This window comes from Guptibacillus hwajinpoensis (genome assembly GCF_020524165.1).
Lineage (GTDB): Bacteria > Bacillota > Bacilli > Bacillales > Guptibacillaceae > Guptibacillus > Guptibacillus hwajinpoensis_D.
In genome coordinates this window covers 1-13,397 of record NZ_JAIVKU010000006.1, presented here as the reverse complement: position 1 = coordinate 13,397, position 13,397 = coordinate 1, and the positions used below count along the sequence as shown (strand labels likewise).

13 protein-coding genes, 16 tRNA genes and 1 rRNA gene are annotated in these 13,397 nt (G+C 41.9%); 4 read left to right on the top strand and 26 right to left on the bottom strand.

Annotation, left to right across the window (positions count from 1 at the left end; genetic code table 11):
* Both LC090_RS18060 and LC090_RS18055 read right to left on the bottom strand, forming a co-directional pair.
* Positions 1-1,896, bottom strand: a complete 1,896-nt coding sequence (locus LC090_RS18060; RefSeq protein ID WP_226659421.1) for a PrkA family serine protein kinase — start codon at positions 1,894-1,896, stop codon at positions 1-3.
* Positions 1,897-2,052: 156 nt separating this feature from the next.
* Positions 2,053-2,358: an antibiotic biosynthesis monooxygenase family protein gene (locus tag LC090_RS18055; protein WP_226659420.1), complete on the bottom strand. Its 306-nt coding sequence runs from the start codon at positions 2,356-2,358 to the stop codon at positions 2,053-2,055.
* A 450-nt stretch (positions 2,359-2,808) separates the two neighbouring features.
* On the opposite strand from LC090_RS18055, the gene LC090_RS22030 reads away from it, so the two are divergent.
* Both LC090_RS22030 and LC090_RS22025 read left to right on the top strand, forming a co-directional pair.
* Positions 2,809-2,931 (top strand): hypothetical protein, encoded by a 123-nt coding sequence (locus LC090_RS22030; protein ID WP_255648193.1) that lies wholly within the window; start codon positions 2,809-2,811, stop codon positions 2,929-2,931.
* Positions 2,928-3,050, top strand: a complete 123-nt coding sequence (locus LC090_RS22025) for a hypothetical protein (RefSeq protein ID WP_255648192.1) — start codon at positions 2,928-2,930, stop codon at positions 3,048-3,050. The genes LC090_RS22030 and LC090_RS22025 overlap by 4 nt, the downstream gene beginning before the upstream one ends.
* A 185-nt stretch (positions 3,051-3,235) precedes the next feature.
* On the opposite strand, the gene trmL is transcribed toward LC090_RS22025, so the two are convergent.
* From trmL to LC090_RS18025, 6 genes are all read right to left on the bottom strand, one after another.
* Positions 3,236-3,709, bottom strand: coding sequence for a tRNA (uridine(34)/cytosine(34)/5-carboxymethylaminomethyluridine(34)-2'-O)-methyltransferase TrmL (gene trmL, locus LC090_RS18050; RefSeq protein WP_226659419.1), 474 nt, complete (start codon positions 3,707-3,709; stop codon positions 3,236-3,238).
* A 64-nt stretch (positions 3,710-3,773) separates the two neighbouring features.
* Positions 3,774-4,661, bottom strand: coding sequence for an amidase domain-containing protein (locus LC090_RS18045; protein ID WP_226659418.1), 888 nt, complete (start codon positions 4,659-4,661; stop codon positions 3,774-3,776).
* A gap of 55 nt (positions 4,662-4,716) precedes the next feature.
* The gene (locus tag LC090_RS18040; protein ID WP_226659417.1) at positions 4,717-5,346 is read right to left on the bottom strand and encodes a YczE/YyaS/YitT family protein; all 630 of its coding nucleotides are present in this window, start codon (positions 5,344-5,346) and stop codon (positions 4,717-4,719) included.
* Between the two features lie 206 nt (positions 5,347-5,552).
* Positions 5,553-6,089: a methylated-DNA--[protein]-cysteine S-methyltransferase gene (locus LC090_RS18035; RefSeq protein ID WP_226659416.1), complete on the bottom strand. Its 537-nt coding sequence runs from the start codon at positions 6,087-6,089 to the stop codon at positions 5,553-5,555.
* A 66-nt stretch (positions 6,090-6,155) separates the two neighbouring features.
* Positions 6,156-7,295, bottom strand: a complete 1,140-nt coding sequence (gene queG, locus LC090_RS18030) for a tRNA epoxyqueuosine(34) reductase QueG (protein WP_226659415.1) — start codon at positions 7,293-7,295, stop codon at positions 6,156-6,158.
* 31 nt (positions 7,296-7,326) lie between these two features.
* On the bottom strand, positions 7,327-9,027 hold the full coding sequence (locus tag LC090_RS18025) for an ABC-ATPase domain-containing protein (protein WP_226659414.1): 1,701 nt from the start codon (positions 9,025-9,027) through the stop codon (positions 7,327-7,329).
* 81 nt (positions 9,028-9,108) lie between these two features.
* On the opposite strand from LC090_RS18025, the gene LC090_RS18020 reads away from it, so the two are divergent.
* A complete protein-coding gene (locus LC090_RS18020) occupies positions 9,109-9,777 on the top strand; it encodes a B3/B4 domain-containing protein (RefSeq protein WP_226659413.1) in 669 nt (222 codons plus the stop codon).
* A 257-nt stretch (positions 9,778-10,034) separates the two neighbouring features.
* The gene (gene yvfG / locus LC090_RS18015; protein WP_226659412.1) at positions 10,035-10,256 is read left to right on the top strand and encodes a protein YvfG; all 222 of its coding nucleotides are present in this window, start codon (positions 10,035-10,037) and stop codon (positions 10,254-10,256) included.
* A gap of 35 nt (positions 10,257-10,291) precedes the next feature.
* On the opposite strand, the gene LC090_RS18010 is transcribed toward yvfG, so the two are convergent.
* From LC090_RS18010 to rrf, 18 genes are all read right to left on the bottom strand, one after another.
* Entirely contained in the window at positions 10,292-10,996 is a 705-nt protein-coding gene (locus LC090_RS18010; protein WP_226659676.1) for a DsbA family oxidoreductase, read from the bottom strand.
* 432 nt (positions 10,997-11,428) lie between these two features.
* A tRNA-Leu gene (locus tag LC090_RS18005) sits at positions 11,429-11,513 on the bottom strand.
* A gap of 34 nt (positions 11,514-11,547) precedes the next feature.
* Positions 11,548-11,637, bottom strand: a tRNA-Leu gene (locus LC090_RS18000).
* 27 nt (positions 11,638-11,664) lie between these two features.
* Positions 11,665-11,739: transfer RNA gene (locus LC090_RS17995), tRNA-Cys, on the bottom strand.
* Between the two features lie 9 nt (positions 11,740-11,748).
* Positions 11,749-11,823: transfer RNA gene (locus tag LC090_RS17990), tRNA-Gly, on the bottom strand.
* Between the two features lie 7 nt (positions 11,824-11,830).
* Positions 11,831-11,905 (bottom strand) — tRNA-Gln (locus tag LC090_RS17985).
* Between the two features lie 4 nt (positions 11,906-11,909).
* A tRNA-His gene (locus tag LC090_RS17980) sits at positions 11,910-11,985 on the bottom strand.
* A 16-nt stretch (positions 11,986-12,001) separates the two neighbouring features.
* Positions 12,002-12,075, bottom strand: a tRNA-Trp gene (locus tag LC090_RS17975).
* A gap of 7 nt (positions 12,076-12,082) precedes the next feature.
* Positions 12,083-12,167: transfer RNA gene (locus LC090_RS17970), tRNA-Tyr, on the bottom strand.
* A gap of 70 nt (positions 12,168-12,237) precedes the next feature.
* Positions 12,238-12,313 (bottom strand) — tRNA-Thr (locus LC090_RS17965).
* Positions 12,314-12,317: 4 nt separating this feature from the next.
* Positions 12,318-12,393 (bottom strand) — tRNA-Phe (locus LC090_RS17960).
* A gap of 86 nt (positions 12,394-12,479) precedes the next feature.
* Positions 12,480-12,556 (bottom strand) — tRNA-Met (locus LC090_RS17955).
* Positions 12,557-12,574: 18 nt separating this feature from the next.
* Positions 12,575-12,650 (bottom strand) — tRNA-Asp (locus LC090_RS17950).
* Positions 12,651-12,658: 8 nt separating this feature from the next.
* A tRNA-Val gene (locus tag LC090_RS17945) sits at positions 12,659-12,734 on the bottom strand.
* A 24-nt stretch (positions 12,735-12,758) separates the two neighbouring features.
* Positions 12,759-12,833, bottom strand: a tRNA-Glu gene (locus LC090_RS17940).
* 23 nt (positions 12,834-12,856) lie between these two features.
* Positions 12,857-12,948: transfer RNA gene (locus LC090_RS17935), tRNA-Ser, on the bottom strand.
* A 1-nt stretch (position 12,949) separates the two neighbouring features.
* Positions 12,950-13,024, bottom strand: a tRNA-Asn gene (locus LC090_RS17930).
* Between the two features lie 9 nt (positions 13,025-13,033).
* Positions 13,034-13,150, bottom strand: a 5S ribosomal RNA gene (gene rrf / locus LC090_RS17925).
* Positions 13,151-13,397: the final 247 nt, after the last annotated feature.

The following is a 13,397-nucleotide window of genomic DNA, read 5'->3' as shown; positions in this document are numbered from 1 at the left end:
TTATCTGTTTAGGAGACTTCCAACATAACGAAGCAGCTCATTAGCTGAAATGGAATTATAGCCATGTTCATCGATGAGACGAGCAATAACCTCATTGATTTTTTTGAGTTGATTTTCATTTGGTGTTTTTGAAGATGTCGTAATTTTCACAACATCTTTTAAATCTGCGAACAATTTCTTCTGAATTGCTTCTCTTAAACGCTCATGAGAATTGTAATCGAATTTCTTTCCTTTCCTAGCATAAGCAGAGATTCGGATTAAGATCTCTTCACGGAATGCTTTTTTAGCATTTTCAGAAATTCCGATTTGTTCTTCAATTGAACGCATAAGTTTGTCATCTGGACTCATTTCTTCACCAGTCAACGGATCACGCAACTTATTTTTATTACAGTATGCTTCTACATTATCAAGATAATTATCCATCAACGTCTTCGCACTTTCTTCATAGGAGTACACAAAAGCTTTCTGCACTTCTTTCTTCGCAATTTCATCATATTCTTTTCGAGCGATCGAGATGAAATTCATATAACGCTCTTTGTCTTCTTTCGAAATCGAAGCATGCTGATCTAGTCCATCCTTCAATGAACGAAGGACATCTAGGGCATTAATGGACGGTACTTCTTTTCGTATAATGGTCGATGAAATCCGGTTAATGACATACCGCGGATCAATTCCGCTCATCCCTTCGTCCGAATGCTCTTTATGAAGCTCATCCACATCGACCTGATTGAATCCTTCCACAATCTCCCCATCATACAAACGCATTTTCTTAACAAGATCAACGCCCTGGCGATTTGTATCTTTTAATCTTGTGAGGATCGAGAAGATCGCCGCTACCCTAAGTGCATGTGGAGCAATATGAACGTCTGCCACATCGCTTTCACGAATCATTTTCTCATAAATGCGTTCTTCCTGACTAACCTTCAAGTTATACGGAACAGGCATGACAATAATACGAGAGTGAAGAGCCTCATTCTTTTTGTTTGCAATAAACGAGCGGTACTCCGCTTCATTCGTGTGCGCTACAACAAGTTCATCAGCTGAAATTAAAGCAAAACGACCAGCTTTGAAATTCCCTTCTTGGGTGAGTGAAAGCAAATGCCATAGAAACTTCTCATCACACTTTAACATTTCCTGAAACTCCATCATCCCGCGATTTGCTTTATTTAACTCCCCATCAAACCGATAAGCTCTCGGATCAGACTCAGATCCAAACTCAGCAATTGTTGAAAAGTCAATGCTACCTGTTAAGTCTGCAATATCCTGAGACTTAGGATCGGAAGGACTAAAGGTACCGATACCTGTCCGCTTATCCTCGTTAAAGAAAATGCGTTCAATCATCACATCTTCAATGCGACCACCATACTCCTGCTCAAGACGCATGACATTAAGGGGAGAAAGACTTCCTTCAATTCGGATTCCATACTCATCATGGAACTCATCTCTTAAATGATGTGGAATCAAATGAAGTGGATCTTCATGCATTGGACACCCTTTAATCGCATAAACGGCCCCTGAATCTTCATGTGAATACTTTTCCAAACCTCTTTTTAATACAGTGACTAGCGTTGATTTACCACCACTAACTGGCCCCATCAATAAGAGGATTCGTTTTCGAACATCTAATCGCTTTGCAGCTGGATGAAAATATTCTTCGACAAGACGTTCAATGGCTTCCTCGAGACCATACAGTTCTTCTGAGAAAAAAGAATAGCTTCGTTTCCCATCAACTTCTTCGATCCCTGCATCTTTTATCATATTATAAACACGTGAATGAGCTGACTGCGCTACTTCAGGTCGTTCCCGGATAATGTCTAAATACTCGCTGAAGGTTCCTTCCCACTTCAGCCGCCTTTCATCTTCTCGATGCTGCTGGATTTTACGTAAGATATCCATTACGAGCCCCCTCCAAGTTTGATTCATCGGATTTAATACATGTTATGCAGGGATGTCCTATAACATTCGGCTTTCTTTTCCAACAAAACAACAAGGACAGGGACCAATAGCCTTTATAATACAAACAAAAAGAGCCGGATCGTCCGGCTCTCGGTGTTACGTATGATAGACAACAGTAAATTCACTTAGCTCGTTACCTGAAGCTGGCGATTTTTCTTTGGAATCACGCTTTTCTTTATGGGCATTCTTAAAGGACTCAGAATGCAACCATTTCTGGTAAGCCTCTTCATTTTCCCATTTCGTGAATACAATTAACTTTCCATTTTCAGCTGATTGCTCAAGAAACATGAACTCCAAGCAACCTTCTACATTCTTCATACTTTCCGCGCTCTTCCCAAAACGTTGTTTCATCATGTCCTTAGCTTCATCGGGTACCTTTAACTCATTCATAACAACATACATGATACAATACCTCCTTTATCTTTCTAGCTCTATCTTATCGAATAACTGCATTTTTTTCCAATTCAAACCACCCTCAAAACCAGAAATCCCCTCCAAAACATTCACACCATACCGCACATGGTTTATAATGAGAGATAGATTTGGACACAATTTTACCTGAGGAGGATGAGACCATGAGTTTCCTGGGTATTTTAGTAGTAATCCTGGCATTCCTAGCAGCAATCTTCACAGCTGGCTACAACGACCGACCAAGCAAAACCAAAAAAGGTAGTCGGTAAAAAGAAAAGCGGAAGTGGCCGGTTAGGTCCGACACGCGCTGGAGCCCTTCAATATGAACACGGTCTTTGTGTTCGGATTGAAGGGTGAAGCGATCGAGGACCTGGCCACTGCAGCTGGACAAGAAAAGCGGAAGTGGGCGGTTAGGTCCGACACGCGCTGGAGCCCTTCAATATGAACACGGTCTTTGTGTTCGGATTGAAGGGTGAAGCGATCGAGGACCTGGCCACTGCAGCTGGACAAGAAAAGCGGAAGTGGCCGGTTAGGTCCGATAAGCGCTGGAGCCCTTCAATATGAACACGGTCTTTGTGTTCGGATTGAAGGGTGAAGCGATCGAGGACCTGGCCACTGCAGTTGGACAAGAAAAGCGAAAGTGGGCGGTTAGACACGGCAGGCACTGGAGCCTTTTCATTTGAACACGGTCTTTGTGTTCGGATGAAAAGGTGAAGTGACCGAGTGTCTGCCCACTGCAGCTGGATCTCACAAAAAGCGGAGACGAGCGTTTAGAAACGGAGATATTGGAACTCTAAATTTAAATTCTGTTTTAAACCTCTATCAAAAAAAAGAACGACTTACAGCTCTTTGCTGCAGTCGTTCTTTTTTATTTCATCCCAGGGTAATTTTGCTGTCTCAACGCTTCATATACCATAATAGCAGCTGTATTTGAAAGGTTAAGAGCGCGAACGTGATCAGTCATCGGTAGACGAAGACAACGTTCTTTATTATTCTCAATTAATTCATCTGGCAAACCATTCGTTTCTCTTCCGAAAACAAAATACGTATTCTTACCTTGATCAGAATAATCGAAATCAGTATGTGTGTTTGTACCATATTTCGTAATATAGTAATATTCTCCACCCTGATTTTTATCGAAAAACTCATCAAGAGAATCATAATAATGAACGTCAGCATATTGCCAGTAATCCAACCCAGCACGCTTCAACATTTTATCATCTGTTGAAAAGCCCAGTGGACGAATTAAATGCAAACTTGTATTCGTTGCTGCACAGGTACGTGCAATATTCCCTGTATTCGCCGGTATTTCAGGCTGAAAAAGGACGACATTTAAAGACATCTTCATTCACCTCCACTTCAAAACATTTCTATTATAGCATGTTTATTAGTGGAAGAGACATTCGCTAATCTTCAATATGAAAAAACTTATACTTAATATCTGGTGTCCATGCGGTAGAATCTTCATAAGCCCAATAACGCATTCTGCTATTTGTCGTATGAGCATTTACAAGAGGATAACCCTTTTCATCATTATCGACGACGAACGTAGTATGCTGCCAGTGCCCATCTCCATCAAAATCATAGCAAATAATATCTCCTGGAACCAGATCATCAGGATTCGCCACTTCACGAGCGCGCAAACCCGTCTTCGATCCACTTAAATGCCAACGAAGCGCATGAGCCACTGTCCACGAATAGCTCCAGCTACTCCCCTTCATCCACCATCCCGTTGTTCGATCAGGATATCCACGCATTGGTGCTTTTCCGGCATGGAGACATTGTGAAATATAGTTCGTACAATCAACATCAAATGAGTGAAATGCAGGGTTATAATCGTCCCACCAGCGTTCTGCATACTTAAGGGCAGATAATCGATCGTAATAGGAACCTTTCATTCGAATACGGTCGTCCCCTTCCCTCTCTATCGCTTGAGGCTGATCTCCCTCTATCTCTACCGAACAGTCTAGAATAAGATCACCCTCAGTTATTTTGGCAAATCTCTTTTCAATTCGTTCTTCTTGATATAGCTTCATTCCTTGTTTTATCAAAAATTGTTGGTGTAGAAGGTAATCATACACTTGATTTGTTGAAAATCCTTTTTTGCTCAGAAGAATTCCTTTGTTTTTTATCCGAATAACCGAAGCTCCTCTATCGTGACACTGTTGCAAATAGCGGGCCACTGCTTCTTCTTCTGATGATGGACGTATTCCTAATCTAGCGAACTCCGTACCATTTATTAAGCTAATCGCCTGATCTTCCCAAAAAGATTTCAACTGCCGTCCCCACCCCATATGCGTCCCCCCTCATCGCAATTTATGATAGGAGAAACCAACACATGACACGGAATCAAGAATGGTTAAACGCTGGTTCAGTTGATGAATGTTTTATTTTCTTAAGAAGTTTATCAAACCATCCGACGAGGAAGCCGAGTAAAAGGACTTCAACAAACGTACCTGCACCAATGGGTCCACCGAGAAGAAAAGCTAAAACAAATGCAAGAACTTCCGTTAGCGTCTTGGTTACGCCGATACTCCATCCTGTTCGTTCAGTAAGAGCAAGCATTAATTCATCATTTGGTATAGATGCAAGTGAAGCAAATAAATATACAGCAATTCCAAGTCCCATGATGACCAAACCTACAAGAAATAAAATCCATCTGGGAACGATTCCATTTACATCTATAAAAGCTAATACTTTCAAATTCAGTAAATCTACAAACAGCCCTAGTAAAATAATTGGAATAAAACCAGCCAGGTTAGGTTTCCTCATCATAATGAGACTATTAATGAAAATTAAGATACCGCCTACTATAAATACCCAAGACCCAACTGTAAATCCAATTTGATCTGAAAGAGCAACATAGAGAGCATCCCAGGGAGCAATTCCAACATCAGCGTTGATTAACAATACTACTCCAAAGGCAAGGGTAAATAATCCTGCTACGTAAATTAGGCTTTTTGACAAAAAGCTGTTCATCTTTCCCACTCCTCTTAAGAAGGCTCTGAATACAATTTATTTGTTTGTTGCATTCATTACTTTTATTTGAATTATTCTCTGAAATTTAACCGCATTTGCTATTTTACAAGAAACCACTCCCTTTTTGTAGCATTATGCCTAAGACAAAAAATTCAAAAAAGCCTGTTAGCTACGAATGATACATAGCTAACAGGCTTCAAATTTTGTTATGGCAACATGGCATGCACAGCGTGCTGCTGTTCAAGAGATAATAAATATTCTTTCTTCGTGACGCCCCCGCCGTAACCAACTAAAGCACCATTGCTTCCAATTACTCTGTGACACGGTACAATGATTGGAATCGGATTCCGATTATTTGCTGATCCAATTGCACGAACAGCTTTTGGAGCAGCAATACCGACGGCCACATCTCTGTAGGAACGGGTTTCCCCATATGGAATTTCAGTAAGTTTTTTCCATACTTTTTTCTGAAAAATAGTTCCTATTGGATCAAGCTGAAGATCAAAACTCCTTCTTTTTCCACTGAAGTATTCTTCCAATTGAATGACAATTGGTTCAATCATATCAGAATTGAAAACAAGGTCCGCGTTTACATGATGTTTTTTATACCATGTTTCAGCAGCAGGCAGCACATCCTCCGGGCAACCAAAATCGAGCCTACTAACTCCTTTCGAACTAGCAAACAACGTTAATGGACCAATCGGCGATTGAAACTCCCCATAATAGATCACTTGTTTCTCCATTCTATCCCTTCTTTATTGTACATTTTTCACTATCTTACAACGCATCTAATCGTTTGACCATCAGCATTAAGTCTTATTTTCAAGCATTGACAGGCCCTTAGCGATCTCATCTGCCACATCCTTGTCATTTTCTCGCATTTGCTCCTTCATAAGGGCATAAAGGGCCTTCTCACCCCCAATTTTACCAAGTGCCCAAGCTGAAGTTCCCCGGATCACCGGGCGAGGATCTTTTTCCATCAGTTCTACAAGCGTGTCAACCGCTGTTTCATCTTTGTAATGGGCAAGAGCAAGGATTGCGTTTCTCTGAATTGGCTTCTTTCCTCTCCATGATCCAGCTGCTTTACCAAATTGTTCTTTGAACTCACGATTTGTCATTGTCAGTAGCGGAATAAGTTTTGGTTTCACAACCTCTGGATCTGGTTCGAGTTCAGAATGATGATGAAAATCTCTTCCTTTGTTTTTAGGGCAAACAAGCTGACATGTGTCACACCCGTACAATCTGTTCCCTAATTTAGTGCGGTATTCATCAGGTAAAAACCCTTTCGTTTGTGTCAGAAAAGCAATGCATTTATTCGCGTTAAGTTGCCCCCCCTCAATCAGGGCACCCGTCGGACAGGCATCTACACAAATATTACAATCTCCACACCCCTCCTCGACAGGTTCGTCAGGCTCCAAATTTAGATCAGTGATCATTTCTCCCAAGTAGACCCATGAACCAAACTCTTCTGTAATAGTCATCGTGTTTTTACCACTAAAGCCAACGCCTGCTCTTTCAGCTACAGCACGATCAGATAGTTCACCCGTATCAACCATAGAACTCGTTTTAGCTTCAGGAACCTTTGATTTAATATATGCGTCAAGAAGAGAGAGTTTCTCTCTAAGTACATGGTGATAATCAACCCCCCATGATGCGCGACAAAATAGTCCTCTACGCTCGCCTTTCTTACTTCTTGGACTACCTTTCATTCGCGAAGGATACGCAATAGCAATTGAAATAATCGTCGTTGCACCGCTTAACAAAAGCTCAGGATGCGTTCTCTTTTCGATATCAGATTCCTCAAATCCCGATTGATACCCAAGCTCTTGCTGACGCTGCAGTCGTTGTTTAAGTGTTTTAAAAGGATCTGCCGCTGCAAAGCCTATTTTATCAATTCCAATTGTTTTACTGTATGCTACAATATCAGCTTTTAATTGTGCGTTTGTCATTTTATCCCCTCCTTTCTTTTTTGAAGTAAGTTTATTTTATTTTTAACGTTCGAATCCGATTTAAGATGGCCGCCATTTCCGTTCTTCTTATTCGAGCAAGGTCTCCTGGATGCTGATCTTTAAATAACGAAAAGGCTCCCAGCCCCTCATTATTTATTTTTTCTTCAATGAAATCCAGTAGCTCAGGAATCGACTTATCTCCTAACGTATGGTTTCTTTCTAGATAATAAAGAACTTCAGCAGCAAAGCGAGTTTGGCTAGGATCAACGAGCTGTTCTACTTGAAGAAGTGAAATATCTGACTGCCCAAATTGAATATGATGTAATCCTCTCGCTGTCACTTTCGCTTTTTTTCCTTTTTGGCTATTTAAACTATTGCGCTCAGGTATTCTTTTTCTTGCATTGCCGAATCCCTCTTCACCTTCAGCTTGTCGAGATTGTTGAGATTCTTGTACGATTTTTTTAGCTTTATCGGTTAAATCGTAGGGAAGATAGTTTTCCATTAAAATCACCTGATCTGCTACCTCAAAGTAATCTCCAGATCCCCCCATAACAAGTACGGTTGATATGTGTCGTTCTGTACTTAATTGCTTTACCCGATCAATAAATGGGGTGATTGGTTCTTTTTCTTTGGCAACTAACTGCTGCATCCGATAATCTCGAATCATAAAATTAGTCGCACTGGTATCTTCATCTATTAGAAGCGTATCTGAGCCAGCTTCTATTGCTTCTATAATATTTGCAGCCTGTGACGTACTTCCACTGGCATTTTCGGATGTAAATGACCGTGTATCCTTGCCATAAGGTAGATTGTTGATAAATGGTGATATATCAACTCCAGTTACCTGACGACCATCTTCAGAACGAATTTTCATAGCCTGGTGATTTGTGATCACATATTCTCTTCCATCCCCCGAAATATGATTATAAACGCCTTGCTCTATGGCATGTAAGAGGGTACTTTTCCCATGATAACCCCCACCAGCAATCAAAGTGATCCCTTCCCTAATTCCCATTCCTGTTAATGGTTCTGCTCGATGAGGAATGGTGAAAGACACTTCCATACTTTTTGGGGATTCAAACGATACAGCTTTGTTCTGCATTGGACGATCGCTTATCCCACTTTCACGTGGTAAAATAGCTCCATTTGCTACAAAAGCGATATAGCCATTCTCAGTAAGATAATCACGAATCGCTTCCTGCTGATCGGCTAAATGTAGCGACTTGACCATTTTTTCCTGATTCAACGCAAAAACAGATTGCTGCATAAGGCTCGGGATTTTATGCAAAAGAAGGTCAATCGCCTGTCTTCCTAGAACTCTTCTTCCTTGGGCAGGTAATCCGATCGATAAACAAACTGTAATATAGTCCGCTTGGACGTTCACTGCGGTCCTCTCAATGACCTTTTGACCTGGTTGATCAATTAGGATCAATCCGCTTCTTCCAGTGCCTTTCATACGCCTTTCCGTACGTTTAATGGCATCCCCTACTTTTCTAGCAATCATATCTTCAATTCGAACTCTTCTTACATCTGAATCAAACCACTCATGCTCTACAATTGTTTTTCCACGTGGAATAATCATTCTTATCCGAGAAGGGCTGGCAAACGGGTCTCCCTGAACATAATCAATCGCAAGAGTAAAATCATTAAAGTTATAGCGTCCTCTAATATCCTTGTATGCCTTATACCCTTTTCCATCAATACGTTCAAGCTGTTTTTTAAGTTCCTTCATAAATGAGGCAAGCCTCCTTTTAAGCTTCAAAATTTGGTATATGATAAAATAAACGATAAATGGTACTAGGAGGAAAGTGTGATGACCAAAATTACCCTCGCTCCATCTATAAAAGAGATTTATCCTGATTTTAAGATCGGTTATGCTATTTATCATAATATCGTTGTTGAAAAGTCACCGCAAATGGTACGCGGTCGCTTTCAGTTTTACCAGGAGACAATGATGATGGATCTTGAGCAGACAGACCTCAAATCGTTTCCTCCCGTAACTGAATGGCGTTCCATTTTCAAAAAATTCGGAACGGATCCTGCTCGATACCGTCCATCTTCAGAATCACTCTTACGTCGATTAAAAAAGGGAAGTTCTATCCCTCTCGTTCACTCTGCTGTGGATATTAATAACCTACTATCGCTTCAATATAAAATTCCAATCGGAATCTATGATCTTGATCAAATAAAAGGAGACATTATGGTCGATAGTGGAAATGATCTTTCTTCATATGAAGGCTTAAATGGACGTGAAATGTCCTTTGATCACAAAATCCATTCACTTGACCAGAAAGGCGCATTTGGAAGTCCGATTGTCGATTCCAAACGAACGGCTGTAACGGAAAACACAACAAACGCCATTCAGCTTTTTTATCTCCAACCGTCTCTATCACTTTCAGAATGCAAAAAACTAGTTACAGCCTCAGCAGAAATGTTTCATCAAATCCACGGTGGAAATGTTGAGAACGGAGTTTCCAGTTAAAGGAATTGTCTAGACATAAAAAAACGCAACGCTTCGTTAATATTAACGAAACACTGCGTTGGGTAAATGGTGAAAATTCGAGGAATTTCTACATTCCTCGCTGATGTAGATAGAATACCACAGAACCTATGAAAGAAACAATACATTTTTCATAATTTCTTAACAAAGTCCTTTTATTGCGCATTGATCATATCGAGTTTGACGCATCAATGGCTATCCATCTATAATCAGAACTACAAGTAGAAAGGAGAACGAATATGGAACCATTCTCTACACCATTTTTTGAAGAAAACTTTCGACAATACATACATAAAAACCGAGATGTATTTACAAAATTGGAAGCAATGAATAGCTATTATCGTTCAGTTGTTTCATCCATGATTTATGACAACCTTAACAAAAACTCGGAAATCGTTCGTCGCATTCGCAATTTGGATGGGGCTTACAAAACAGTTAAAGAGGAAGAGTCCGAACTATAAGAAAAAGCTCTCTTTTCAATAAGAGAGCTTTTTCTTTAGGATTTTGGGATATCGCAAGAATCAGCCGTGCATGCTGCTGCTTCGCCAGACATGACCTCAAGCTTATTTCCTTCTTCCCAGGCCTTCGTTAGCGCCTGCTCAAACATTTCTACAGGCTGTGCACCCGAGACGGCATATTTACCATCAAACACAAAGAACGGCACACCCTGGATACCCAGTTGACTTCCCATAGCTTCATCTTGGCGAACTTGACTCGTAAATTCATCCGTACGTAAAAATTGTCGAATATCAATAGCTTTTAACCCAAGGTCTTCACCTAGTAAAGCAAGTGTTTCATGATCCCCAATATTCTTCGATTCCGTAAAGAACGCATAAAATAATCGTTCTGACATTTCATTGCCCTTACCATACTCTTTTGCATAGTGAACAAGACGATGAGCATCAAACGAATTAGTGGGAATCATCTTATCGAAATCATAAGTTAGATTCTCCCCAGCAGCCTGCTGTCTCATGTTCTCACACATTCCTTGAGCCTGTTCAAGACTAACTTGATACTTCGCTGCCAGAAGCTCAGCCATGCTTTCACCATTTGATTCTTTCGCGTTTGGATCAAGCTCAAAACTCTTGAAAATAACGTCTACTTGATCACGGTGTGGAAAAGTACTAAGTGCATGTTCAAGTCTTCTCTTTCCTATATAACAAAATGGACAGACAAAATCGGACCATACTTCAATTTGCATCGAATCACTCTTTCGGTTCATCATTATTTATTACTCACCAATATTCTATCACCTGTATTTTCAAAAGAGCAGGAATTTGCTCAAAGATTATGAACGAAGTTTACTTGGAAGAGGTGAGTTATGTACACTTCAGCCTACTTAAAATAGGCTTAACTTCTTATCAACAGAGGGCTTGATGCGCCTTCGAGTAACTAGGTAAGTTCCATTTACGACCTGCCAAGTGTAGGAGGAATGTTCCAAACACCAAACAATTTACACAGCATTCCATAGTAGTTAAAATCCGTAGGCACCCTATTTGCTGAATTGATGTATATCGCTTAGTATGCTGTTTTCTAATTAGTTAAAACAGGTTTCTCTTAATGAGAATAAGAAGAGTAAGTAACAAAAAAAGACTCCAACGAGAACGTTGAAGTCTTGTAAGAACGTATGTAATGGTACCGGTGGTCGGGTTCGAACCGACACTCCTCTCGGAACACGATTTTGAGTCGTGCGCGTCTGCCAATTCCGCCACACCGGCAAAGTACCATGTTTAATTTAGGCAAAAAAATAAGTGGTGCCGGAGGCCGGGCTCGAACCGGCACGGAGGTACACCCTCCGCAGGATTTTAAGTCCTGTGCGTCTGCCAATTCCGCCACTCCGGCAGGACTTTAAAGAAAAAATATTAAGATTGGAGGCGGCACCCGGATTTGAACCGGGGCGTAAGGGTTTTGCAGACCCGTGCCTTACCACTTGGCTATGCCGCCTTTGTAAAATGGAGCGGAAGACGGGATTCGAACCCGCGACCCCCACCTTGGCAAGGTGATGTTCTACCACTGAACTACTTCCGCAACAAAATGGCTGGGCTAGCTGGATTCGAACCAGCGCATGACGGAATCAAAATCCGTTGCCTTACCGCTTGGCTATAGCCCAAAAATGGGGCGGCTGATGGGAATTGAACCCACGAATGCCGGAATCACAATCCGGTGCGTTAACCACTTCGCCACAACCGCCAAGAAAGAATGAAATTGGCAGGGGTAGTAGGACTCGAACCCACACCGGAGGTTTTGGAGACCTCTGTTCTACCTTTAAACTATACCCCTATCAAAATGGTGGAGGGGGACGGATTCGAACCGCCGAACCCTGAGGGAGCGGATTTACAGTCCGCCGCGTTTAGCCACTTCGCTACCCCTCCAAATTGACAATTACCATTGTAATACACATTTTATGAAAGTGCAATGGAATTTGATCTCATTTCGAGAAAATGGTGCCGGCCAGAGGACTTGAACCCCCAACCTACTGATTACAAGTCAGTTGCTCTACCAATTGAGCTAGACCGGCAACATGGTGGCTCCGGACGGAATCGAACCGCCGACACGTGGATTTTCAGTCCACTGCTCTACCGACTGAGCTACAGAGCCATGTTTGATAAAATAAATTGGTTGCCCTTAACAGGACTACATCCTAATTTTAACAAAGATGAATATTCGACGTTGTTAAAATTAATTGGTTGCGGGGGCAGGATTTGAACCTGCGACCTTTGGGTTATGAGCCCAACGAGCTACCGAACTGCTCCACCCCGCGATAATATTAAAATGTAAATGGCGGTCCCGACGGGAATCGAACCCGCGATCTCCTGCGTGACAGGCAGGCATGTTAACCGCTACACCACGGGACCTTAGAAAATGGTGGAGGATGACGGGCTCGAACCGCCGACCCTCTGCTTGTAAGGCAGATGCTCTCCCAGCTGAGCTAATCCTCCACAGAGTAAAACTAATATTTATGTTGGTGACCCGTACGGGATTCGAACCCGTGTTACCGCCGTGAAAGGGCGGTGTCTTAACCGCTTGACCAACGGGCCCTTGCTGCTATTATGTACGCTAGTGGCGGAGAGCGAGGGATTCGAACCCTCGAGACGGCGTTGACCGTCTACACGATTTCCAATCGTGCTCCTTCGGCCACTCGGACAGCTCTCCATGGCTCCACAGGTAGGATTCGAACCTACGACCGATCGGTTAACAGCCGATAGCTCTACCACTGAGCTACTGTGGAATAATATCAGCCTGGCAACGTCCTACTCTTGCAGGGGGAGATCCCCCAACTACCATCGGCGCTGAAGAGCTTAACTTCCGTGTTCGGCATGGGAACGGGTGTGACCTCTTCGCCATCATTACCAGACTTATGACTGGATATCACTTTTGTGATTTGCCAGCGACAAAATATATCATACTATATTTCATCAAGTTTTTCAAGAGAAAATTTCATTCCCTGAAAACTAGATAGCACTCGCAACGTTTTCCAATAATTAATGTGTCCAGCTACGTAAGCCAAATCCTCGATCGTTTCACCTTTTGATTCTGACGCAAAAAGCGCGTCTGATTCAAAAGCTTCCAACGCTTGTCGGATTTAAACGGCTTACTTCGCT